The organism is Aeromicrobium sp. Leaf291, assembly GCF_001423365.1.
Taxonomy (GTDB): domain Bacteria; phylum Actinomycetota; class Actinomycetes; order Propionibacteriales; family Nocardioidaceae; genus Aeromicrobium.
This window is the reverse complement of record NZ_LMNM01000002.1, coordinates 639,279-661,362: the sequence shown is the minus strand read 5'-3', so window position 1 is coordinate 661,362 and position 22,084 is coordinate 639,279. Positions and strand designations below refer to the sequence as shown.

The window sequence follows — 22,084 nt, the reverse complement described above, 5'->3', positions numbered from 1 at the left end:
GCGTTCGGTCCGCCCGGCTAGGTTCGGGTCGTGCGGTTCCTGCTCACACCCCGATGGATCGGGTTCTTCCTCGCCGTGCTGGCTCTCGCGGTCGTCTGCGTGCTCATGGGCGACTGGCAGTGGCACAAGCGCGACGTGCGCCACGCCTCCAACGAGCTCGTCGAGAAGCACCTCGCGATCGACCCCGTCCCGCTCGACGAGGTGGTCCCGGCCGGTGGGAAGGTCGCGAAGGACCAGGAGTGGACCCGGGTCCTCGTGGAGGGCCGGTACGACCCGACGTCCCAGGTCACGGTGAAGTTCCGCACCCGTGACGGCCGGCCCGGTGCCGAGGTCGTCACGCCGCTCCTGCTCGACGACGGGACGGCCGTCCTGGTCGACCGCGGCTGGGTGCCGACCGCGAACACCTCGGCCGCCCCCGAGGACGTCCCTGCGCCCCCCACGGGCCGGGTGGAGGTCGAGGGCTGGCTGCGTCCGGACAACGGCGCCGGCGACGAGGCCGTGGTGCCCGTGGACGGACAGGTCCGGTCGATCTCGAGCGTCGGCGTGGGCAGCACGCTGCCGTACCCGGTCCGCTCGGGCTACCTGAACCTGCGCGGCCAGACCGGTGGGACCGGGGGCCTGGAGCTGGAGCCGGAGCCCGATCTCGGCGGCGGGCCGCACTTCTTCTACGGCCTGCAGTGGTGGTTCTTCGCCGCACTGGCGATCGGCGGCTTCGGCTGGTTCGCCCGCGCCGAGTGGCTCGAACGGCGCCGGCCCGATGCCAGGACCGACGATCAGGCCAGGGACACGAGCTCGGCGTAGCCGTCGTTCCAGAGGTCCTCGTCGCCGTCGGGCAGCAGCAGCACCCGGTCGGGGTCGAGCGCGCGGACGGCACCCTCGTCGTGCGACACGAGGACGATCGCGCCCTCGTAGCGGCGGATCGCGTCGAGCACCTCCTCGCGGGACGCGGGGTCGAGGTTGTTCGTCGGCTCGTCCAGCAGCAGCACGTTGGCGCTCGAGACGATGAGGCCGGCGAGGGCCAGTCGCGTCCGCTCGCCACCGGACAGGACCCGGGCGGGCTTCGCGGTGTCGTCGCCGGAGAACAGGAAGGCGCCCAGCACGCTGCGTGCCTGGGTGTCGGTCAGCTCCGGAGCCGTCCGCTGCATGTTCTCGAGGACCGTGCGGTCCATGTCGAGCGTCTCGTGCTCCTGCGCGAAGTACCCGATCTTCAGTCCGTGGCCCGGCAGGATCTTGCCGGTGTCGGACTCCAGGGTCCCGGCGAGCATGCGCAGCAGCGTGGTCTTGCCGGCACCGTTGAGGCCGAGCACGACGACGCGGCTGCCCTTGTCGATCGCCAGGTCGACGCCGGCGAAGATCTCGAGCGCGCCGTAGGACTTGCTGAGCCCCTCGGCCATGAGCGGGGTCTTGCCGCACGCGGCCGGCTTCGGGAAGTCGATCTTGGCGACCTTGTCGGCCTGGCGCACGTCGTCGAGGCCCGACATCATCTGCTCGGCGCGGCGCAGCATCTGCTGGGCCGCGGTGGCCTTGCTGGCCTTGGCCCGCATCCGGTTGCCCTGGGCGACGAGTCGCTCGGCGGTCTTGGTGGTGATCTCGCGCTCCCGCTTGCGACGGGCCTCGTCGGCCTCGCGCTGGCGCAGGTAGTGCTTCCACCCGGTGTTGTAGATGTCGATCGTGGCGCGGTTCGCGTCGAGGTAGAACACCTTGTTCACGGTCTCCTCGACCAGCTCGACGTCGTGGCTGATGATGACCAGCCCGCCGGAGAACGTCTTGAGGAAGCCGCGCAGCCACGTGACGGAGTCCGCGTCGAGGTGGTTGGTCGGCTCGTCCAGCAGCAGGGTGTCGGCGTCGCTGAACAGGATCCGCGCGAGCTCGATGCGTCGACGCTGACCGCCCGACAAGGTCTGGAGCTGCTGGTCCAGGACGCGGTCGGGAAGGCCGAGCGCGTTCGAGATGGTCGCAGCCTCCGCCTCGGCCGCGTAGCCGCCTCCGGCGGAGAACACGTCCTGCGCACGGCCGTAGAGCTTCATGGCGCGCTCGGCGACGTCGGGATCGGCCGAACCCATGTCCAGCTCGGCCTTGCGCATCGTCGAGAGCGCCTCGTCGAGACCACGGGCACCCAGGATGCGGTCACGTGCGGTGATCGACAGGTCGCCGGACTTCGGGTCCTGCGGCAGGTAGCCGATCTTCCCGGAGCTGGTGATGGAGCCCTCGGCGGGCTGGCCGTCACCCGAGAGCATCCGCGTGAGGGTGGTCTTGCCGGCGCCGTTGCGCCCGACCAGACCGACCTTGTCGCCCTTGTCGACACGGAAGGAGACGTTCTGCATGAGGACGCGGGCGCCGAAGCGCAGCGTCACGTCGTGGACGGTGATCATGGGGAGCCTTACAGGTCAGAGGGAGTGCGAGAACGCCGGACGTGGTCCGGTCGTCACTCCCGCTGGTAGTAGCTCACCCGAGGAGTCTACGGGACCGGGTCCGCCGTCCCTGCACTCCACCGACGAGATCTACGTCATCAGGATGTCGAACGGCTCGCAGCCATCGGGGAGCTCGTCGGCGTAGTGCACGTGGTCCCCCTCCCGTCGCTCCAGCACGGCAGCCCGGATCGTCAGGCGGTCCCCCAGCCCGTAGGTGCGACCTTCCCAGGAGACGACGAACGGGTCGGTCCGTACTTCGGTCGACTCGGGCCAGAACACGAGTCGACGTCGCTCGGTACCACCGTCGCGCGACGCCAGTCCCAGGCATCCGCCCACGTCGACGAGCACGCCGGTCACCGGATCGAGGATCTCAGGGGCTCTGGTGCCCGGTTCCAGCACCACCGTGGGATGGCCCGAGCCCTCGACGAGGTCGACGAGTGGCGGTTCAGGGGCCGTCAGCACCGGGATGCCGTACGCGAGTGCGCCCAGCGTGATGGAAGCGAGCAGGAGTGCTGCTCCGCGACGGACCGCGGGCAGGTGCCGCCCGGAGGACGCGAGCGCCGTCCCCAGAGCGACCCCGAGCAGGTGCATGACCGCCGGGTACGCGAGCAGCAGCGTGCAGGACGCCAGAGCAGTCGTCGCGGCGACCGTCACGAGGGTGAGGCGCGCCCCGAAGGCCGCCGTCTGCAGCGCTCCGATGAGCAGACCAGCGACGATCGGCGCCACGATCGCCGCGCGGGTGAAGAGGTCGTCCAGGAAGAAGATGGAGCCCCAGGGCGAGGTCAGCACGGCGAGTGCCGTCGCGGTGCTGGACGCGACGATCAGGGCGACCGACGCGGGCCTGCTCAGCGGCAGGTCGGACGGCGCGTCCTCGGCGTGCCCCGGCTCCTGCATCCGACGAGGATACGGAGTGTTCTGGGGCAAGGGACGTGCATCCGGAACCTGCTGGTACCGGGCGCACACCGGTCCGGGCCGCCGTGACGGGGCACGGCGCCCCTCGTCCGCGCTTCACACGGACCAGGGGGCGACCGGGAGGGTGCTGGTGCTCAGCCGACGTTGAAGCCGAGCGCGCGGAGCATCTCGCGGCCGTCGTCGGTGATCTTGTCCGGACCCCACGGCGGCATCCAGACCCACTCGATGCGGAAGTCGTTGACGATCCCGTCGAGGGCGGCGCGCGTCTGGTCCTCGATCACGTCGGTCAGCGGGCAGGCGGCCGAGGTGAGCGTCATGGAGAGCACGGTGTTGCTGTGCTCGTCGACGTCGGCGCCGTAGACGAGGCCGAGGTCGACCACGTTGATGCCGAGCTCGGGGTCGACGACGTCCTTCATGGCCTCCAGCACGTCCTCGGCCGTGGTGGCACCGGCCGGCGCGGACACGTCGGGCAGGTCGGAGTGGTCAGGGGTGGTGACGGGGTCGCTCATGCGTCCTCCTGCGTGATGAGAGCTTGGCTGGTGGCGTCCTTGAACGCCATCCACGAGAGCAGCGCGCACTTGACGCGTGCCGGGAACTGGGCGACACCGGCGAAGGCGATGCCGTCCTCGAGCACGTCCTCGTCGGGCTCGACGGCACCCTTGCCCTGCATGAGGGCCTGGAACGCGTCGAGCACGGCGAGGGCGTCGTCGACGGGCTTGCCGACCACGAGGTCGTTCATCACCGAGGCCGAGGCCTGGCTGATGGAGCAGCCGACGGCGTCGTAGGACACGTCGGTGACGGTGCTGCCGTCGAGGTGGACCCGCAGCGTGACCTCGTCACCGCAGGTGGGGTTGACGTGGTGCACCTGGGACTCGAACGGGTCACGAAGTCCTGCGCCGTGCTTCTGCTTGTAGTGGTCGAGGATGATCTCCTGGTACAGCGAGTCGACCTGTGTGGCGTCGCTCATGGGTCACCGCCCTCCGAAGTAGCGCTGGGTGTGCCGGACCGCGTCGACGAGCGCGTCGACCTCGGCCTCGGTCGTGTACAGGTAGAACGACGCGCGGGTCGTCGACTGGACACCGAACCTCTGGTGCGCCGGCTTGGCGCAGTGGTGCCCGGCGCGGACCGCAACGCCACGGGAGTCGAGCAGCTGGGCGACGTCGTGGGGGTGCACGTCGTCGAGGGTGAAGCTGATCGCTCCCCCACGCTGCACCGCCTCGGTGGGACCGACGACGGTGAGGCCGTCGACCTCCTGCAGCCGCTGCAGCGCGTACGCCGTGATCGCCTGCTCGTGCGCAGCCACGTTCTCCATGCCGAGGGACGACAGGTAGTCGACCGCGGCACCGAGGCCGACCGCCTGGGCGATCGGCGGCGTGCCGGCCTCGAAGCGGTGCGGCGGAGCGGCGAACGTCGAGCCGGCCATCGTGACCGTCTCGATCATCTCGCCGCCGCCGAGGAACGGGGGCAGCGAGGCGAGCAGGTCGTAGCGGCCCCACAGCACGCCGATGCCGGTGGGCCCGACCATCTTGTGGCCGGTGAAGACCACGAGGTCGGCCCCGAGCGCGGCGACGTCGACCGGCATCTGCGGCACCGCCTGCGAGGCGTCGACCACGACGAGGGCACCCACCTCGTGGGCGCGGGCGACGACGCGCTCGACGGGGTTGATGGTGCCGAGCATGTTCGAGACCCACGTGAGCGAGACGACCTTGGTGCGCTCGGTGACGAGCGACTCGAGGTCGTCGAGGTCGAGGCGACCCTCGTCGGTGACGCCGAACCAGCGCAGCGTGGCGCCGGTGCGCTGGGTGAGCTGCTGCCACGGAACGATGTTGGAGTGGTGCTCCATCTCGGTGATGACGACCTCGTCGCCCTCCCCGACACCGTGCTCGTGCCCCGGGCCGGCGTCGCCGAGCACGCGCGCCACCAGGTTGAGGGCCTCGGACGCGTTCTTGGTGAACACGACCTCCTCGCGACGAGGCGCACCGATGAAGTCGGCCACCTTCGTGCGGCCGAGCTCGAACGCCTCGCTCGCCTCGGCACCCAGCTGGTGCATGGCGCGGGCGACGTTGGCGTTGTGCTGCAGGTAGTGCTGCTCGATGGCGTCGACGACCTGGCGCGGCTTCTGCGACGTGTTGGCGCTGTCGAGGTACACCAGCGGAAGTCCGCCGGCGAGGGTGCGCTCGAGGATCGGGAAGTCCTTGCGGACCGCCTCGACGTCGTAGCCCGCACCGTTCGCCACCGAGGACACGGCAGTGCTCACCGTCATGCTCAGACCGCCGCGGCCTTCACGTACTTGTCGTAGCCCTCGGCCTCGAGCTGGTCGGCCAGCTCGCGGCCGCCGGACTCGGCCAGGCGGCCGGCGACGAAGACGTGCACGTGGTCGGGCTTGATGTACTGCAGGATGCGCGTGTAGTGCGTGATGAGCAGCAGCCCGCGGTCGCCCTGGCCGGTGTACCGGTTGACGCCGTCGGAGACGACCCGCAGGGCGTCGATGTCGAGTCCGGAGTCGGTCTCGTCGAGCACGGCGAACTTCGGGTTGAGCAGCTCCAGCTGGGCGATCTCGTGCCGCTTCTTCTCACCACCGGAGAAGCCCTCGTTGACGCTGCGCTGCGCGAACGTCGGGTCGAGCGTGACGCGCTCCAGGGCGGCGTTGACGTCCTTGACCCACGTGCGCAGCTTGGGAGCCTCGCCGTCGATGGCGGTCTTGGCGGTACGCAGGAAGTTCGCGACCGACACGCCCGGGACCTCCACGGGGTACTGCATGGCCAGGAAGAGCCCGGCCCGCGCACGCTCGTCGACGCTGAGCTCGAGGATGTTCTCGCCGTCGAGCAGCACCTCGCCCTCGGTGACGGTGTACTTGGGGTGACCGGCGATCGAGTAGGCCAGCGTGGACTTGCCCGAGCCGTTCGGGCCCATGATGGCGTGGACCTCGCCGCTGTTGATCGTGAGGTCGACGCCGCGGAGGATCTCCTTGTCGCCCTCCTCGGTCTTGACGGTGACGTGCAGGTTCTTGATCTCGAGGGTGCTCATGTGGTTCAGCTCCTGGTGGGGGCGGAGACGTCGACGAGGACGCGTCCGTCGGTGATGGTCGTGGGGTAGGTGGGCACGGCCTCGGTGGCCGGCAGGTTCAGGGGCGAGCCGGTGCGCACGTCGAACCGCGACCCGTGCAGCCAGCACTCGATCTCACAGCCCTCCACCTCCCCCTCGGAGAGAGGGATGGCGGCGTGCGAGCACTCGTCGCGGATGGCGTAGACGTCGTCGCCGTCGCGCACGAGGGCGATGTCGACGCCGTCGACGGTCACCGGGGTCGCCGTCCCCTCGACGAGGACGTCGAGGGGTGCGGCGAACCGCGGTCCGCCGACCTGCTGGTCGGTCTGCTGCTCGCTCATCGGCTCAGGCACCGGCCTCGGTCGGGGCCTCCGGGCGGCGGTCCAGCTTCGACAGGTCCGCACCGGACAGCTCGTCCTCGATGGCCGCGACGAGCCGCTCCTGCAGCTCGGGCACACCGATCCGACGGATGATGTCGTTGAAGAACCCGTGGACGACGAGACGACGGGCCTCGGACTCCTCGATCCCCCGGCTCTGCAGGTAGAACAGGTGGTTGTCGTCGAAGCGACCCGTGGTGCTGGCGTGACCGGCACCGGCGATGTCACCGGTCTCGATCTCCAGGTTCGGCACGGAGTCGGCCTTGGCGCCGTCGGTCAGGACGAGGTTGTCGTTCTGCTCGAAGGTGTCGATGCCCTCGGCGACCTTGCGGATCAGCACGTTGCCGACCCACACCGTGTGGGCGTCCTGGCCCTGCAGCGCGCCCTTGTACTCGACGTTGCTGCGCGTGCGGGGCGCCGTGTGGTCGATGAACTGGCGGTGCTCGATGTGCTGGCCGGCGTCGGCGAAGTACACGCCGAGCAGCTCGGCGCTGCCGCCAGGACCGGCGTAGTCGACGTTGACGTTGGTGCGCACGAGGTCTCCGCCGAGGGAGACCTCGAAGGCGCGCACCGAGGCGTCGCGCCCGACCCGCACGTTGTACTGGCCGGCGTGGACGGCGTCGTCGGCCCAGTCGTTGACCGTGACGAGGTCGAGCGACCCGCCGTCGGCGACCACGACCTGCGTGAACGCGTCGTACGTGGCGCTGCCGGCGTGGTCCATGACGACCGTGGCCCTGGCGTGCGCGCCGACCCGGACCACGACGTGGCCCCACACCGTGGACTCGACCGAGTCACCGGTGAGCCGCAGACGCACCGGCTCGCTGAGCTCGGTGTCGGCGGGGACGTCGAGCAGCACCGCTCCCCCGGCGTTGGCCACGGCCAGCGCACCCAGACGGTCGAACGGGGCGTTCACGGCGAGCGCCTGCGCCTCCTGCGTGCTGATGCGGGTGAGCGTGACGCCCTCGGGCAGCTGCTCGTCCCACGTGAGCGACGCGTCGGACGGCGAGCCCTCGAGCAGACCGCGCAGCCGCTTGAGCGGCGTGAAGCGCCAGATCTCCTCGAGACCCGTCGGCACCGGGTGCGTGGCGACGTCGTAGGACGGGACAGGGTGCAGGTGAGACTGGACGTGGTCGAGCTCCAGCGCCTGCTCGATGTTCTCGACCGTGCGGTCGGTGTCGGTGAGGGTCATCCGACGGCTCCCTCCATCTGCAGCTCGATGAGACGGTTCAGCTCGAGCGCGTACTCCATGGGGAGCTCGCGCGCGATGGGCTCGACGAAGCCGCGGACGATCATCGCCATGGCCTCGTCCTCCTCCATGCCACGCTGCATGAAGTAGAAGAGCTGGTCGTCGCTGACCTTCGAGACGGTGGCCTCGTGCCCGAGCGTCACGTCGTCCTCGCGGACGTCGACGTACGGGTAGGTGTCGGAACGGCTGATCTGGTCGACCAGCAGCGCGTCGCACTTGACGGTGCTGGCCGAGCCGTGCGCGCCCTCCATGACCTGCAGCAGGCCGCGGTAGGAGGTGCGACCGCCACCGCGTGCCACCGACTTGCTCAGGATCGAGCTCGACGTGTGCGGCGCGGCGTGCACCATCTTGGCGCCGGCGTCCTGGTGCTGACCCTCGCCGGCGAAGGCGATGGACAGCGTCTCGCCGCGGGCGTGCTCGCCCATCAGGTAGACGGCCGGGTACTTCATGGTGACCTTGGAGCCGATGTTGCCGTCGACCCACTCCATCGTGGCGCCGGCCTCGCAGACCGCGCGCTTGGTGACCAGGTTGTACACGTTGTTCGACCAGTTCTGGATCGTCGTGTACCGGACGCGGGCGCCCTTCTTGACGACGATCTCCACGACGGCCGAGTGCAGCGAGTCGCTGGAGTAGATCGGCGCGGTGCAGCCCTCGACGTAGTGGACGTAGGAGTCCTCGTCGGCGATGATCAGCGTCCGCTCGAACTGGCCCATGTTCTCGGTGTTGATCCGGAAGTAGGCCTGCAGCGGGATGTCGACGTGGACGCCCTTGGGCACGTAGATGAACGAGCCGCCGGACCACACGGCCGTGTTGAGCGCCGAGAACTTGTTGTCACCGACGGGGATGACGGTGCCGAAGTACTCCTCGAAGAGCTCGGGGTGCTCCTTCAGCGCGGTGTCGGTGTCGAGGAAGAGGACGCCCTTCTCCTCGAGGTCCTCGCGGATCGAGTGGTAGACGACCTCGGACTCGTACTGCGCGGCGACGCCGGAGACGAGACGCTGCTTCTCGGCCTCGGGGATGCCGAGCCGGTCGTACGTGTTCTTGATGTCCTCGGGCAGGTCGTCCCAGGTGGCGGCCTGCTTCTCCGTGGACCGCACGAAGTACTTGATGTTGTCGAAGTCGATGCCGTCGAGCTCGGCGCCCCAGACGGGCATGGGCTTGCGGCCGAACAGGCGCAGGCCCTTGAGTCGCTGCGCGAGCATCCACTCGGGCTCGTCCTTGAGGCCGGAGATGTTGCGCACGACCTCCTCGGACAGACCGCGCTGGACGTTCGCGCCCTTGTCGTCGGCGTCGGACCAGCCGAACTCGTAACGTCCGACGTCCTTGAGCCCGGGGTTGAGCTCTTCGATCGAGTTGGTCGTCATGACGACACCCTCTCTGTGGTGGGACCAGTGGCTTGGGAAGGGGGATGGGGCAGGTGGGTCGTGCACACGCCGTCGCCGTGGGCGATGGTGGCGAGCCGCTGCACGTGCGAGCCGAGCAGCTCGGCGAACATCGCCGTCTCGGCCTCGCACAGCTGGGGGAACTCCGCGGCCACGTGCGCGACCGGGCAGTGGTGCTGGCAGATCTGGGCGCCGGCCGGCGTGGTGCCGGCCGACGCGGCGAAGCCGTCGGCGCTGAGCGCCTCGGCCAGCACGCGGGGGCGCTCGTCGACCGGTGCGGCGTCGACGAGGGGGCGGTACTTCTCGGTGAGACCACGCAGACGTCGTGCGGCGAACTCGACGACCGCGCCATCTCCGGCGGTCTCGGCGAGGAAGCCGAGGGCGTCGACCGCGAGGTCGTCGTAGGCGTGCGCGAACGTGTCGCGGCCGGCATCGGTGATCATGAAGACCTTGGCCGGACGACCTCGCCCACGGCCCGTGGTGGCACGGGGCTGGCGCTGGGCGACGACCCCGTCGGCCAGGAGGAGGTCGAGGTGGCGACGCACGGCTGCGGGCGTGAGCCCGAGGCGCCGTGCGAGGTCCGCAGCGGTCGACGGACCGTGCTCCAGGATCGACGTCGCCACGCGTTCGCGCGTGGGGGCGTCATCGACGACTGCCGACATCTCCTCCGCACGCATGTATTTCACAACACCAGTGTGCCGTTAATGATTCCCGGCGTTCAACGAAGGTGAGCCTCACTCCGGCTCCGGACCACCGCGGAGCGCGCGACCCGGGCACGGGAACCCGGCCACGCCCGCCGAGCCCGTCGATGGGACTGGGGCCGCGGTCGGGCCGGCCACGGCGCCCATGTCCGTCGACGGGCCTACGCTGACCGACATGGCTGCCAAGGCACCCGCGGTGCTGGTCGACGCGGACGGACGAGAGGTACGCGTCTCGAGCGCGGAGCGCGTGATCTTCCCCGCCTCCGACCACGGACCGGAGATCACCAAGCGCGAGGTCGTCGAGTACTACGTCGCGGTCGCCGACGGCATCGTACGAGCACTGCGGGACCGTCCGACGGCGCTCGAGCGCTGGCCCAAGGGCGTGCTGCCCGGCATGACGCTCACCGCGCGCGACGCCACCCACGGTCGTGGGCCGCAGGGTGATGCGTTCTACCAGAAGCGCCTCATGCGCGGCATGCCCGAGTGGGCCCGCTCGGTCCGGGTGCACTTCCCGTCCGGCCGGGTCGCCGACGAGCTGTGCCCGGACCATGTCGCGGTGGTCGCCTGGGCCGCACAGATGGGCACGGTCACGTTCCACCCCTGGCCCGTGCGTCGTGCCGACGTCGACCGGCCCGACGAGCTGCGCATCGACCTCGACCCGCACGGCGCCACCGGTTTCGCCGACGCCGTCCGCGAGGCCGAGCAGGTGCGGGCCCTGCTGGAGGAGCTGGGCCTGCGCGGATACCCCAAGACCAGCGGGAAGAACGGCGTGCACGTGTACCTGCGCATCGAGCCGCGCTGGACCTTCACCGACGTGCGCCACGCGGCGATCGCGCTGGGCCGCGAGCTCGAGCGCCGCAGCGATCGGCTCACCACCGCCTGGTGGAAGGAGGAGCGCGGCGACCGCATCTTCGTCGACGTCAACCAGAACGCCCGCGACCGCACGATCGCCTCGGCGTACAGCCTGCGCCCGAAGCAGGGCGCACCCGTCTCCTTCCCCCTCTCGTGGGACGGACTCGCCGCGGTGGACGACCCGATGGCCTTCACGCTCCGGACCGTCCCCGACCTGCTGGCGTCCCAGGGCGGCGACGCCTGGGCCGACATCGACACCCAGCCACACTCCCTCGAGCCCCTGCTCGACCTCTGGCGCGCCGACCTCGAGCGCGGGCTCGGCGACATGCCCTACCCGCCGGAGTACCCCAAGATGCCGGGCGAGCCCAAGCGCGTGCAGCCGAGCAAGGACACGCGGAACAAGCAGGGCTGACGACTCCCCTGCAGCCACCGCTGCGCTGCTCCGGCCGGTGCTGGAGGCGGTCCGGGTGGGGCCTCGACGGGTCGGACGCGCCGCGAGTGAGCCACGCTGCCGGCATCGGTGGATCGTCAACGTCAGGAGCGGGCCTGCGGTTGAGATTCCACCGATGCGTCGAGCCCGGCGGGGCATCGGTGGATCCTCAACCTCAGAGGCAGGCCTGCGGTTGAGATTCCACCGATGGGTCGAGCCGGCCGGGGCATCGGTGGATCCTCAACCTCAGGAGCCGACGTGCGGTTGAGATTCCACCGATGGGGGGCCCGGGCGGTGCGTTCTCCACCGAATCCAGCGCCACACGGTGGAGAACGCACCGCACCGTGGCCCATCCTGTGGAGGATCCACCGCCCGGACCGGAGTCGGCGTGCTCGGCCGCCGGCGATGCCCGCTGCTCCGTCGAGGCCCTCTCGGAGACCACGCCCGGACCCAGCCGAGGCAGCGCAGCAGCGAGGGAGCATGGAAGCAAGGAAAGCGAGCGGAGCACGACGCCCACCCGACCCGCAGGACCTCAGCGGTCCGGCCGCTCCCCCGCGACGCACTGCGCCACCAGCTTCTCGATGCGCGAGAGCCGTGTCTCCTCGCGCTTGGCGGTGGCCACCTGCGTGAGGGCGTAGAGCCTCGCGCTGCGGGGCAAGGCGTCCCAGAAGGTCCGGGCCGCGGGGTCGGCGTCCAGACCCCGACGCAGGGCGTCGGGCTCCACACCGTTCTCCGGACCGACGAGGACCGTCCACGAGCCGTCGCCCCGTGCTCCGTCGACCAGCGCCCGCCCCGGGGGTCTCATCCGGCCCTCCGCCTCGAGCCGCTCCACGCGCGCCCGGTTCGACGCCGCCCACGGACTGCCCGGCCGACGCGGCGAGAACCAGATGACCGAGCCGCCGACGCCACCGCCGGAGCGGGCCTGACCGTCGATCCAGCCCCAGCACAGCGCCTCGCAGACCGCGTTCTCGTAGGACAGGGCGTCGTCACCGTCGGCGAGCCGGTCCGGCACCGCGAGCCAGACCCCGCGCGCGTTGGCGTGGTGGTCGGCCAGCCAGGCACCCCAGCGCGACCTCGACCCCGGTGCGAGACGCTCGGCGTCGTCCATGACTCCCACGACTCACAGGTTAGCCACGGAGCCCGACGAGGTCGTGGACGTACGCTGACCGGGTGGAGCTGAGCAGCCGAGCCACCCTGCCCCTGGACGACGACGTCCTGCACGTCGGCGACCCGAAGCTCCTCCGCCAGGACTTCAGCCGCTTCATGCTCCGCCACCGCTTCGGCATGGAGGAGGTCGTCACCAAGCTGACGATCCTGCGCGACGAGTTCGACCTCATGCACGACACGAACCCGATCGAGCACATCGCCTCGCGGCTGAAGTCGCCCGACAGCCTGGCCGAGAAGATGCGGCGGAAGGGCACCCGCCCCACCTACGCCTCGATCCGCGAGACCATCACCGACATCGCCGGCGTCCGCGTCACCTGCAGCTTCGTCTCCGACGTGTACCGCGTCCACGACCTGCTCACCTCCCAGGACGACCTCACGGTGCTCGACGTCCGCGACTACATCGCCGCCCCGAAGAAGAACGGGTACCGGAGCCTGCACACGCTCCTGGAGGTCCCGGTCTACCTGTCCGACGGCCCGGTGCCGGTGACGGTGGAGGTGCAGCTGCGCACCATCGCGATGGACTTCTGGGCCAGCCTCGAGCACAAGATCCACTACAAGTACCGCGGCGCCGTGCCCGACGACCTGGCCGAGCGACTGTGCGACGCCGCCGACTCCGCGCACGCGCTCGACGCACGCATGGAGGCACTCCACGACGAGGTGCGCCACCTGGGCGAGGACGGGGTGGAGACGCTCCCCCGTCAGGTGCGCGAGGACCTGCTGACCGGCGACGAGCTCGTCCCGTCGGAGGCGCTGCTCGAGCAGCTGCGCCGTCTGGCCGCGGACTGATCCGGTCGGGCCCGGCACCGGGACCACGGCAGCCGACCTCGGCTACGTCAGGACGTCACCGAGGTCGTAGGCCACGACCTCCTCGAGCTGCTCGTAGGTGCACGAGCCGGGCTCGCGGTCGGGGCGCCACCGCTTGAACTGCGCGGTGTGCCGGAAGCGACCCTGCTCGCCCCGACCCTCCATGTGCTCGTACCCGACCTCGACGACCCGCTCGGGCCGCAACGGCACGAACGACAGGTCCTTGGTGCCCGTCCAGCGGCTCTGGCCACCGGGCAGCCGTCCGTCGGCGTGCGCCTCCTCGCTCTGCCAGGCACCCCAGGGGTGCTGGTCGAGGTCCGCACGCAACGGGTCCAGCTCGTCCACGAGCTCGGCCCGGCGGGCGGCCGAGAAGGAGGCGCAGACACCCACGTGCTGAAGGCGGCCTTCCTCGGTGAACAGGCCCAGCAGCATCGAGCCGAGCAGCGGCTGCTCGGGCGTGGAGGTCTTGTGCAACCGGTATCCCGCGACGACCACGTCGGCCGTCCGGGCGTGCTTGATCTTCAGCATCGATCGGCCGTTGGGCACGTACGGGCCGTCGAGGCGCTTGGCCATGACCCCGTCGAGGCCCGCCCCCTCGAACTGGTGGAACCAGCGGGTGGCCTCGGCCGTCTCCCCCGTGGTGCGGGTGAGGTGGACGGGAGCGGAGACGTGGGAGAGTGCGCGTTCCAGGGCCGCCCGACGCTCGCCGAGCGGCGTGTCGACGAACGACGTGTCGTCCAGGGCCAGCAGGTCGAAGACCACCAGGCTGGCCGGCGTCTCGCGGGCGAGCATGTCGACCCGCGACGCCGCGGGGTGGATGCGCTGCGACAGCGTGTCGAAGTCGAGCCGGTCACCGACGGCCGTGACGATCTCGCCGTCGACGACGCACCGGTCGGGAAGCTGCTCCAGGACGGCCGCCACGACGTCGGGGAAGTAGCGCGTCAGCGACTTGGTCGAACGGCTCGCGATCTCGACCTCGTCGCCGTCGCGGAAGACGATGGCCCGGAAGCCGTCCCACTTGGGCTCGAAGAGGTAGTCCCCGACCGCTGACGGCACGGCCGCCACGGACTTGGCGAGCATCGGTCGCAGCGGCGGCATGACGGGCAGGTCCACGGGCCCACCCTAGGCCGGGTCGGGGCCGCCTGCGTGGCACGCGATCACTAGACTGTCCTGGTGAACCAGCCCGCCGTCGCCGTCACCGACCTGGTGGTCCGCTACGGCGACGTCACCGCGGTCGACGGCCTCTCGCTCGAGGTCGAGGCCGGGACGGTCACGTCGATCCTCGGTCCCAACGGCGCCGGCAAGACCAGCACCGTCGAGACCTGCGAGGGCTTCCGACGACCCACCTCGGGGCGCGTCAGCGTGCTCGGCCTGGACCCGGTGCGCGACGCGGTGCGCCTGCGCCCGCGCGTCGGCGTCATGCTCCAGGCCGGTGGCGCCTGGTCGGGCGTGCGGGCCGACGAGATGCTGCGTCACATGGCGTCGCTGCACGCCCACCCCCTCGACGTCGACGCCCTCAGCGAGCGGCTCGGCCTGGGCTCGTGCGGTCGCACCGCCTACCGCCGGTTGTCGGGTGGGCAGCAGCAGCGGCTCGGGCTGGCCATGGCCGTGGTCGGACGCCCTGAGCTGGTGTTCCTCGACGAGCCCACCGCCGGCCTGGACCCGCAGTCCCGGCGCGCGACGTGGGACCTGATCGACGAGCTGCGTTCCGGCGGTGTCACGACGGTGCTCACCACCCACTTCATGGACGAGGCCGAGGCCTTGAGCGACGTCGTCCACATCGTCGACGCCGGCCGGGTCATCGCGAGCGGCACCCCCGCCGACCTGTCACGGTCCGGGGCGGAGAACACGGTGCGGTTCACCGCACGGCCGGCGCTCGACGTCGACGCCCTCATGTCGGCCCTACCGCCGGAGAGCAAGGTGCACGAGCAGGCTCCGGGCCAGTACGTCGTCGTCGGCGCCGTCGACCCGGCGCTGCTCGCCACGCTCACCGCCTGGTTCGCCGGGCAGGGCGTCCTCGCGGAGTCCGTGCTCGTCGAGCGCCAGACGCTCGAGGACCGGTTCCTCGACCTGACGGGACGGGCCCTGCGATGAGCCTCGACCTCTCCCCGCGTCCCGGCGCGGCCTCGACCTCGGCCATGGTGGCCGCGCAGACCCGGATGGAGCTGCGCCTGCTGGCCCGCAACGGCGAGCAGCTGCTGATCACGCTGGTCATCCCGCTGCTCCTGCTCGTCGCCGGCACCCGGTCGGGGCGCGTGGTCGACCTCGGCGCAGGACGCCCCATCGACATCGTCACCCCCGGCGTCCTCGGCCTCGCGGTGCTCTCGACGTCGTTCACCTCCGTCGCGATCGCCACGGGCTTCGAACGCCGCTACGGCGTGCTCAAGCGGCTCGGCGCCTCTCCGCTGCCCCGGTGGGGACTGCTCGCCGGCAAGTCGGCGGCCGTCGTGGTCGTCGAGCTCGTCCAGCTGCTCGTGCTCGCGTGCGTCGCCCTGCTGCTCGGGTGGGACCCGGCCGGTGGCGTCGCCCCGTGGGCTTGGCTCGTCCTGCTGGCGGTGCTGGGCACCGCCGCCTTCGGCTCGCTCGGTCTCCTCATCGCGGGAACGCTGCGCGCCGAGGCCACGCTCGCCGTGGCCAACCTGGTGTACGTGCTCCTCCTCGTCGCCGGGGGCCTGCTGGTCCCCCTGTCCCGCTACCCCGACGGCGCGCAGGGCCTGCTCGCCCTGCTTCCCTCGGGCGCCCTCGGCGAGGGCATGCGCTCGGCCTTCGAGGGCGGCACGGTCGACCTGCTCCCCCTCGCGGTGCTCGCGGCGTGGGCCGCCGTGGGCACCGCCCTCACTGCTAGGACCTTCCGATGGGAATGACCTCCACGCCGTCCGGCTACCCGACCCTGGGCCTGCGCCATCCCGACCGTGCCGTCGTGCAGCGGTGGGCCTGGGCGAGCCTCGTCGCGAACACGGTCATCATCCTGACGGGGGGCCTCGTCCGGCTCACCGCGTCGGGGCTCGGCTGCCCGACCTGGCCGCGGTGCACCGAGGAGTCCTTCGTGCCGCACAGCGAGCTGGGCCTGCACGGTCTCATCGAGTTCGGCAACCGGCTGCTGACGTACGTGCTCATCGCGATCGCGATCGGGACCCTCGTGGCCGTCTGGCGCTGGAGCGAGGGTCGCCGCCTCCGCAGGCACGCGGTCGTGCTGGCCGCCGGTGTCCCGTTCCAGGGCGTCATCGGTGGCATCACCGTGCTCACCGACCTCAACCCGTGGATCGTCGCGCTGCACCTCGTGCTCTCGCTGTTCCTCGTCGCGGGGTCCACCTGGCTGCTCCTGCGCGTGCGTGCCGAGGCCGCCTCCACCTCCTCGGTGCTGGTCCGGCGGCTGGTGCTGGCGGTCTACGCGACGCTCTGGGTGGTGGTCTACCTCGGCACCGTCGTCACCGGCAGCGGCCCGCACGCCGGTGACCTCGACGTGCCGCGCAACGGCCTCGACCCCCAGCTGTGGAGCCACGTGCACGCCTGGGCCGTCTACCTGCTCGTCGGGCTGACGGTGGCGACGATCGTCCTCGTGCGTCGAGACCGAGACACGACGTCCCGGACGCCGGCGCTGCAGGCCGCCGTCTGGCTGCTCGTCGCCGAGCTCGGGCAGGGTGTGATCGGGTTCGTGCAGTACTTCACCGACCTGCCGGTCGCCCTGGTGGCGGTGCACCTCGTCGGTGCGGCGGTGCTGGTGGCCGTGGCCACCAGGCTCGTCGTGACCGTCCACCCGTCCCCCTCCGCGCCGCGGCCGCTCGAGCACGAGGCGGTCGTCGGCCGCTCGGCCTGAGGGACGCAGGCCCGGACGGAACCGTTGACGGTGCGGTGCGTCGACCCTAGGTTGACCGCGTGTCCCCGACCCCCGCTCCGACCGACGACGTCATGGCCCCGGACGCCGCGGCCCTGCGTGGCCTCCTGCTCGTCCACGCAGCTCTGCTCGTCGGGGGCGGCGTGGCCCTCTCGCTCCCCGTCCCCGCGCAGGGGTGGGGCATCCTGGTCGTCGTCGTGGCGTACGCGGTGGCTCTCCCGCTGGTCTGCCGGGCGGTCGGCCGGGGCGACTGGGCGGCGCTGGCGATCTTCCTGGTGCCGGTCTCCGTCTTCCAGGTCCTGCCCGACTGGGTGCTCGCGGACCTCGTGGGGACGCTCGCGTTCCCCGATCGCGGTGGCCCGCGGGTCGACGACGTCATCCCGCTCGCGATGGCGGCGATGTGGATCGCCCCGTTGTTCCTCGCCGTGGTCCTGGCACGCCTGAGGCCCGGACGATCGGCACTGGCGGCGCTCGCGGTGTTCGCCGGCGCCGAGCTCCTCGCTCCGGTGGTCGGCCTGTGGGAACCGACGGGTGCGACCACGCGCGTCCTCGGCGTCGCGCTCTACGTCCTGCCCGCCGAGGCGGCGCTCGGCTGGGCCACCGCCACGGCCTTCCTGCTCACCCGCGGACGCCCTCTCGCGCACCGGGTCGCGGGCGCCCTGGCGGTCTCGACCTTCTACCTCGGGGCGCTCGTTCTCGCCCACTTCCTGATCGACGTCGCGGGCTGGCGACTGACCGCCTGACCGCGGTCCCGCCGGGCTCCGCAGCTCAGGCGCGGCCGGGCGACGGCGCGTAGGTCATCGCCAGGCAGCCCTCGGCGTCGGCGTCGGCGGTCACCAGGTGGAAGCCGCAGCGCTCGTAGAACCGCACGCCGGGGCCGTTGTCGGCCATCACCCGCAGGTGCACCGGCACGTCCGGCGGCGCGAGCGCCAGCACGGCTTCCACCAGCGACCACCCGACCCCCGTGCCCCGCACCGCGGGGTCCACCCACATGCCGATCAGCTGCCCGGACCGGTCGAACCCTGCGGTGCCGACGTCCACCCCGGACCGCGTGGCCACGAGCGTCACGACGTCGGCGAGGCGCGCCCGCCAGTGCTGCTCGACGTCGAGCTCGTCGAGCCAGCGGTGCGCGGAGGCCGCGAACGCGGAGGGGTCGCCGCGCAGCGAGGCCTGCCGCACGGTCCGGAACCGTGCCCAGTCGTCGGGACCGAGCCGCTCGACGGTCGTGGTCACCGGAGTCGCAGCCGGTCGGTCGGGAGCGCGACCTCCCGGCGGCCACGCTCGTCGGCAGGCGCACCGACCACGAGCGCCGAGCCGGCATCGGCCACCACGGCCCGGGCCGCGTCGACCTCCACGAGCACCACCCGTCGCTGCGTGCCGTCGTCGTCGAGCAGCAACCAGGTCTCGGCGAGGTAGGACAGCCCGACGTCCTGGAGGACCCTCTCCGCGTCGTCGCGCTCGAGCGGTCCCGCCAGGTCGGTCCCGAGCAGGGTGCAGGGCACCACCAGGTCGCCGGCGGGGCGCAGGTAGCCGACGTGCTCGCCGTCGTCCGGGCGATGGTACGGCTCCCAGGCCGCCGGGATCATCGCAGGAACGGGTCGGCCGCGGCGGCGACGAACAGCAGGGCGAGGTACGCGTTGGAGAAGTGGAAGAGCCGCATGGGCTTGATCACCGAGAGCTCCTCGGACTCCTTGGCACGCGAGCGGAGGTCGTAGGCCTCGACGAGGAAGACGATGCCGAGCACGATCGCCGCACCCGGGTAGAACCAGCCCATGCCGGCGACCGGCCACAGGGCCAGCGAGGTCGCGACCATCACCCACGAGTAGGCGACGATCTGCCGGGAGACCACGGCGGCGCTGGCGACCGACGGCAGCATCGGCACGCCTGCGGCGGCGTAGTCGTCGCGGTAGCGCAGCCCGAGCGACCAGAAGTGCGGCGGCGTCCAGAAGAAGACCACCAGGAACAGCACGACCGGGGGCCACGCGAGCTCGTTCGTGACGGCGGTCCAGCCGATCAGGGCCGGGAAGCACCCGGCCGCCCCGCCCCACACGATGTTCTGCGGCGTGCGGCGCTTGAGGATCATGGTGTAGCCCACGACGTAGAACACGTTCGCGGCCAGTGCCAGCCAGGCCGACAGCCAGTTCACCAGCAGGCCGAGGCCCAGCGTGGAGACCACGGCGAGCGCGAGACCGAACCACAGCGCCCCGGCGGTCGACACGCCGTGCCGCGGGAGCGGACGTCGCGCGGTGCGGCGCATCTTCTGGTCGATGTCGGCGTCGAAGACGTTGTTGAGCGCGTTGGCGCTCCCGGCCGAGAGCGTGCCACCCACCACGGTGGCCACGATCAGCCAGAAGGAGGGGACGTCGCGTGCGGCGAGGAACATCACCGGGACGGTCGTGAGCAGCAGCAGCTCGATGATCCGCGGCTTCATGAGCGCGACGTACGCGTTGACCACGTCGACCGGACCGGACCGGGTCACCTGGGCCGACGTCACCATCCGGGGGCCCTGGCCGAGAGCGGGTCCGGCGTCGGCCGGACCGTCGTCGGAGGGAGCTCCGGAGGGAGGGGTGGCCGAGGACATGTCGCGTCGTCTCAACCTCGGGGCACTCACGTAGCAGAGTCTAGTCGCACGCGAGTAGGGTCGAACCGAGGGCTCCACAGGGCCCCGACAGCCTGATCCGAACCCGATCGCAGGAGCGCCAGACACCGTGACCAGCACCTCCACCACCCTGGACTGGACCGAGCTCGACGCCAAGGCGGTGGACACCGCCCGACTCCTCGCGGCGGACGCCGTCGAGAAGGTCGGCAACGGCCACCCCGGCACCGCCATGAGCCTGGCCCCGGCGGCCTACCTGCTGTACCAGAAGCTGATGCGCCACGACCCCACGGACCCGCAGTGGGTCGGTCGCGACCGGTTCGTGCTCTCGTGCGGCCACTCGAGCCTGACGCAGTACATCCAGCTCTACCTCGCCGGCTACTCGATGACGCTCGACGACCTCAAGAGCCTGCGCACGTGGGGAAGCCAGACACCGGGCCACCCGGAGTACCGCCACACCCCGGGCATCGAGGTCACGACCGGCCCGCTGGGCCAGGGCATCGCCAACGCCGTGGGCATGGCCATGGCCGCCCGCCGCGAGCGTGGGCTGCTCGACCCCGACACCGCCGCCGGCGAGAGCCCCTTCGACCACCAGGTCTACGTGATCGCGTCCGACGGCGACGTGCAGGAGGGTGTCTCCGCCGAGGCCTCCTCCCTCGCCGGGCACCAGAAGCTCGGCAACCTGACCGTGCTCTACGACGCGAACAAGATCTCGATCGAGGACGACACGGACGTGGCGTTCACCGAGGACGTCGCCGCGCGCTACGCCGCCTACGGCTGGCACGTGCAGACGGTCGACTGGACCAACGGCGGCACAGGCTACGAGGAGGACCTGCAGGCGCTCTGGGACGCCTACCAGGCCGCCGAGGCGGTCACCGACAAGCCGTCCTTCATCCAGCTGCACACGATCATCGCGTGGCCGGCCCCGTCGGCGCAGAACACCGGTGCCTCGCACGGGTCCGCCCTCGGCGCCGACGAGATCAAGGCCACGAAGGAGCTGCTGGGCTTCGATCCCGAGCAGTCCTTCGCGGTCGCCGACGACGTCATCGCCCACACGCACGCCGTGCGCGACCGCGGCGCCACGGCGCGCGAGGAGTGGCAGAAGTCGTTCGACGCCTGGGCCACGTCCAACCCCGACGGCGCCGCCCTGCTGCAGCGCCTCACCGACCGGGTCCTGCCCGACGGCTGGGAGTCGGCCCTGCCGACGTTCGAGGCCAGCGAGAAGGGCGTGGCCACCCGCGCGGCGTCCGGCGACGTGCTCACGGCCATCGCGCCCGAGCTCCCCGAGCTGTGGGGCGGGTCCGCCGACCTCGCCGGCTCGAACAACACCACGCCCAAGGGCGAGCCGTCGTTCCTGCCCCCTGAGTGGTCCACCGAGAAGTTCCAGGGCGGCTGGTACGGCCGCGTGCTGCACTTCGGCATCCGTGAGCACGCGATGGGCGCCATCATGAACGGGATGGTCCAGCACGGGCTCACCCGCCCGTACGGCGGCACGTTCCTCGTGTTCAGCGACTACATGCGTCCCGCGGTCCGCCTGGCGGCCCTGCAGGAGCTCCCGGTCACCTATGTCTGGACGCACGACTCCATCGGCCTCGGCGAGGACGGTCCCACCCACCAGCCGATCGAGCACCTGGCAGCCCTGCGCGCCATCCCCGGCCTCGACGTCGTGCGACCCGCCGACGCCAACGAGGTCGCGGTGGCGTGGCGCACGCTCATGGGCATCACCAACCGGCCGGTCGCCCTCGCGCTGAGCCGCCAGAACGTGCCGACCTTCCCCCGCGGCACCGAGGGGTACGCAGCCGCCGACGGGGCCGCCCGTGGCGCCTACGTGCTGCTCGACACCGACGGTGAGCCCGACGTCGTCCTCGTCGGTACCGGCTCTGAGGTCCAGCTCGCCGTTCGGGCCCGCGACCTCCTGGCCGCCGAGGGCATCCAGGCGCGCGTGGTCTCGATGCCGTCGCGCGAGTGGTTCGAGCAGCAGGACTCGGGGTACCGCGACAGCGTGCTCCCCCCGCACCTGCGTGCCCGTGTCGCCGTCGAGGCCGGCGTGTCCTTCGGCTGGCGCGACGTCCTCGGCGACGCCGGCCGGTTCGTCGGCATCGAGCACTTCGGTGCCTCGGCCGACGCCGGGACCCTGTACGAGAAGTTCGGCATCACCGCCGAGGCCGTCGTGGCCTCGGCCAAGGAGTCCATCGAGGCGTCGCAGCACACCGGCGGCGTCCCGTTCTTCGCCCGCCCCTCCGGACCGGTGGGACCGGGCGACAACCAGGACGCGGCCGGTGGCGGGAGCCACCGCCAGTCCTGAGCACGTCACGAGACCTCAACC

23 protein-coding genes are annotated in these 22,084 nt (G+C 71.4%); 8 read left to right on the top strand and 15 right to left on the bottom strand.

Going from position 1 to position 22,084, the window contains the following annotated elements:
* The first annotated feature begins 30 nt into the window (after positions 1 to 30).
* Positions 31 to 801: an SURF1 family protein gene (locus ASF35_RS12785; protein WP_055968078.1), complete on the top strand. Its 771-nt coding sequence runs from the start codon at positions 31 to 33 to the stop codon at positions 799 to 801.
* Here the strand turns inward: ASF35_RS12785 and ASF35_RS12780 are convergent.
* From ASF35_RS12780 to ASF35_RS12735, 10 genes are all read right to left on the bottom strand, one after another.
* On the bottom strand, positions 774 to 2,372 hold the full coding sequence (locus ASF35_RS12780) for an ABC-F family ATP-binding cassette domain-containing protein (RefSeq protein ID WP_055968076.1): 1,599 nt from the start codon (positions 2,370 to 2,372) through the stop codon (positions 774 to 776). The genes ASF35_RS12785 and ASF35_RS12780 overlap by 28 nt on opposite strands.
* Before the next feature lie 129 nt (positions 2,373 to 2,501).
* Positions 2,502 to 3,305 carry a hypothetical protein gene (locus tag ASF35_RS12775; RefSeq protein WP_055968074.1) on the bottom strand — a complete coding sequence of 268 codons (804 nt, stop codon included), beginning with the start codon at positions 3,303 to 3,305 and terminating at the stop codon, positions 2,502 to 2,504.
* Between the two features lie 152 nt (positions 3,306 to 3,457).
* Positions 3,458 to 3,832: a metal-sulfur cluster assembly factor gene (locus ASF35_RS12770; protein WP_055968071.1), complete on the bottom strand. Its 375-nt coding sequence runs from the start codon at positions 3,830 to 3,832 to the stop codon at positions 3,458 to 3,460.
* The gene (gene sufU / locus ASF35_RS12765; protein ID WP_055968068.1) at positions 3,829 to 4,290 is read right to left on the bottom strand and encodes a Fe-S cluster assembly sulfur transfer protein SufU; all 462 of its coding nucleotides are present in this window, start codon (positions 4,288 to 4,290) and stop codon (positions 3,829 to 3,831) included. Before sufU ends, ASF35_RS12770 begins: the two co-directional genes overlap by 4 nt.
* Before the next feature lie 3 nt (positions 4,291 to 4,293).
* Positions 4,294 to 5,580 carry a cysteine desulfurase gene (locus ASF35_RS12760; protein WP_304438664.1) on the bottom strand — a complete coding sequence of 429 codons (1,287 nt, stop codon included), beginning with the start codon at positions 5,578 to 5,580 and terminating at the stop codon, positions 4,294 to 4,296.
* An 8-nt stretch (positions 5,581 to 5,588) separates the two neighbouring features.
* The gene (gene sufC, locus ASF35_RS12755; RefSeq protein WP_055968063.1) at positions 5,589 to 6,350 is read right to left on the bottom strand and encodes a Fe-S cluster assembly ATPase SufC; all 762 of its coding nucleotides are present in this window, start codon (positions 6,348 to 6,350) and stop codon (positions 5,589 to 5,591) included.
* Between the two features lie 5 nt (positions 6,351 to 6,355).
* Positions 6,356 to 6,709 (bottom strand): non-heme iron oxygenase ferredoxin subunit, encoded by a 354-nt coding sequence (locus ASF35_RS12750; protein WP_055968598.1) that lies wholly within the window; start codon positions 6,707 to 6,709, stop codon positions 6,356 to 6,358.
* A gap of 4 nt (positions 6,710 to 6,713) precedes the next feature.
* Complete coding sequence (gene sufD, locus ASF35_RS12745; RefSeq protein WP_055968061.1) at positions 6,714 to 7,934, bottom strand: Fe-S cluster assembly protein SufD; 1,221 nt, start codon at positions 7,932 to 7,934, stop codon at positions 6,714 to 6,716.
* Positions 7,931 to 9,355 (bottom strand): Fe-S cluster assembly protein SufB, encoded by a 1,425-nt coding sequence (sufB, locus tag ASF35_RS12740; RefSeq protein ID WP_055968058.1) that lies wholly within the window; start codon positions 9,353 to 9,355, stop codon positions 7,931 to 7,933. Before sufB ends, sufD begins: the two co-directional genes overlap by 4 nt.
* On the bottom strand, positions 9,352 to 10,050 hold the full coding sequence (locus ASF35_RS12735; RefSeq protein ID WP_055968055.1) for a metalloregulator ArsR/SmtB family transcription factor: 699 nt from the start codon (positions 10,048 to 10,050) through the stop codon (positions 9,352 to 9,354). Before ASF35_RS12735 ends, sufB begins: the two co-directional genes overlap by 4 nt.
* A 199-nt stretch (positions 10,051 to 10,249) precedes the next feature.
* Between ASF35_RS12735 and ASF35_RS12730 the strand changes: the two genes are divergently transcribed.
* A complete protein-coding gene (locus ASF35_RS12730) occupies positions 10,250 to 11,338 on the top strand; it encodes a DNA polymerase domain-containing protein (protein ID WP_055968052.1) in 1,089 nt (362 codons plus the stop codon).
* A gap of 550 nt (positions 11,339 to 11,888) precedes the next feature.
* On the opposite strand, the gene ASF35_RS12725 is transcribed toward ASF35_RS12730, so the two are convergent.
* Complete coding sequence (locus ASF35_RS12725) at positions 11,889 to 12,464, bottom strand: YdeI family protein (protein ID WP_055968049.1); 576 nt, start codon at positions 12,462 to 12,464, stop codon at positions 11,889 to 11,891.
* Between the two features lie 62 nt (positions 12,465 to 12,526).
* On the opposite strand from ASF35_RS12725, the gene ASF35_RS12720 reads away from it, so the two are divergent.
* On the top strand, positions 12,527 to 13,309 hold the full coding sequence (locus ASF35_RS12720) for a GTP pyrophosphokinase family protein (protein WP_235492961.1): 783 nt from the start codon (positions 12,527 to 12,529) through the stop codon (positions 13,307 to 13,309).
* A 42-nt stretch (positions 13,310 to 13,351) separates the two neighbouring features.
* Here the strand turns inward: ASF35_RS12720 and ASF35_RS12715 are convergent, their stop codons facing one another.
* The gene (locus ASF35_RS12715; RefSeq protein WP_055968046.1) at positions 13,352 to 14,440 is read right to left on the bottom strand and encodes an ATP-dependent DNA ligase; all 1,089 of its coding nucleotides are present in this window, start codon (positions 14,438 to 14,440) and stop codon (positions 13,352 to 13,354) included.
* 60 nt (positions 14,441 to 14,500) lie between these two features.
* Here ASF35_RS12715 and ASF35_RS12710 point away from each other — a divergent pair, with 60 nt between their 5' ends.
* Genes ASF35_RS12710 through ASF35_RS12695 form a run of 4 tightly spaced genes read left to right on the top strand, consistent with a single transcriptional unit; the run spans position 14,501 to position 17,905 of the window.
* On the top strand, positions 14,501 to 15,421 hold the full coding sequence (locus ASF35_RS12710; protein WP_200931764.1) for an ABC transporter ATP-binding protein: 921 nt from the start codon (positions 14,501 to 14,503) through the stop codon (positions 15,419 to 15,421).
* Positions 15,418 to 16,191, top strand: coding sequence for an ABC transporter permease (locus tag ASF35_RS12705; protein ID WP_055968041.1), 774 nt, complete (start codon positions 15,418 to 15,420; stop codon positions 16,189 to 16,191). Before ASF35_RS12710 ends, ASF35_RS12705 begins: the two co-directional genes overlap by 4 nt.
* A complete protein-coding gene (locus ASF35_RS12700) occupies positions 16,182 to 17,144 on the top strand; it encodes a heme A synthase (protein WP_235499153.1) in 963 nt (320 codons plus the stop codon). The genes ASF35_RS12705 and ASF35_RS12700 overlap by 10 nt, the downstream gene beginning before the upstream one ends.
* A 59-nt stretch (positions 17,145 to 17,203) precedes the next feature.
* Positions 17,204 to 17,905, top strand: coding sequence for a hypothetical protein (locus tag ASF35_RS12695; protein WP_055968035.1), 702 nt, complete (start codon positions 17,204 to 17,206; stop codon positions 17,903 to 17,905).
* Between the two features lie 25 nt (positions 17,906 to 17,930).
* Here ASF35_RS12695 and ASF35_RS12690 read toward each other — a convergent pair whose 3' ends face one another.
* Genes ASF35_RS12690 through ASF35_RS12680 form a run of 3 tightly spaced genes read right to left on the bottom strand, consistent with a single transcriptional unit; the run spans position 17,931 to position 19,659 of the window.
* A complete protein-coding gene (locus ASF35_RS12690) occupies positions 17,931 to 18,395 on the bottom strand; it encodes a GNAT family N-acetyltransferase (protein WP_055968032.1) in 465 nt (154 codons plus the stop codon).
* On the bottom strand, positions 18,392 to 18,748 hold the full coding sequence (locus ASF35_RS18255) for a hypothetical protein (protein ID WP_055968029.1): 357 nt from the start codon (positions 18,746 to 18,748) through the stop codon (positions 18,392 to 18,394). The genes ASF35_RS12690 and ASF35_RS18255 overlap by 4 nt, the downstream gene beginning before the upstream one ends.
* Positions 18,745 to 19,659 (bottom strand): heme o synthase, encoded by a 915-nt coding sequence (locus tag ASF35_RS12680; protein WP_055968594.1) that lies wholly within the window; start codon positions 19,657 to 19,659, stop codon positions 18,745 to 18,747. The genes ASF35_RS18255 and ASF35_RS12680 overlap by 4 nt, the downstream gene beginning before the upstream one ends.
* A 211-nt stretch (positions 19,660 to 19,870) precedes the next feature.
* On the opposite strand from ASF35_RS12680, the gene tkt reads away from it, so the two are divergent.
* Complete coding sequence (gene tkt / locus ASF35_RS12675) at positions 19,871 to 22,063, top strand: transketolase (protein ID WP_055968025.1); 2,193 nt, start codon at positions 19,871 to 19,873, stop codon at positions 22,061 to 22,063.
* The last annotated feature ends 21 nt before the right edge of the window (positions 22,064 to 22,084 follow it).